The sequence below is a fragment of the Janthinobacterium violaceinigrum genome, from assembly GCF_009208555.1.
Lineage (GTDB): Bacteria > Pseudomonadota > Gammaproteobacteria > Burkholderiales > Burkholderiaceae_D > Janthinobacterium > Janthinobacterium violaceinigrum.
Genome location: NZ_WFLI01000135.1, coordinates 1 through 281, shown reverse-complemented (window position 1 = coordinate 281; position 281 = coordinate 1). Strand labels below are relative to the sequence as shown.

1 rRNA gene is annotated in these 281 nt (G+C 48.0%); it reads left to right on the top strand.

The annotated features are described in order from the left end of the window. Positions 1-281: ribosomal RNA gene (locus GCN75_RS28970) — 23S ribosomal RNA — on the top strand; the annotation flags it as partial.

Sequence of the window (281 nt, the reverse complement as noted above, 5' to 3'; positions counted from 1 at the left end):
GGCTAAAACAGTCAGGATGTTGGCTTAGAAGCAGCCATCATTTAAAGAAAGCGTAATAGCTCACTGATCGAGTCGTCCTGCGCGGAAGATGTAACGGGGCTAAGCCAGTCACCGAAGCTGCGGATATTTTTTCTGTGATTTATCACTGGAATCAATATGGTAGGAGAGCGTTCTGTAAGCCTGCGAAGGTGTCTTGTAAAGGATGCTGGAGGTATCAGAAGTGCGAATGCTGACATGAGTAGCGATAATGGGGGTGAAAAGCCTCCACGCCGTAAGCCCAA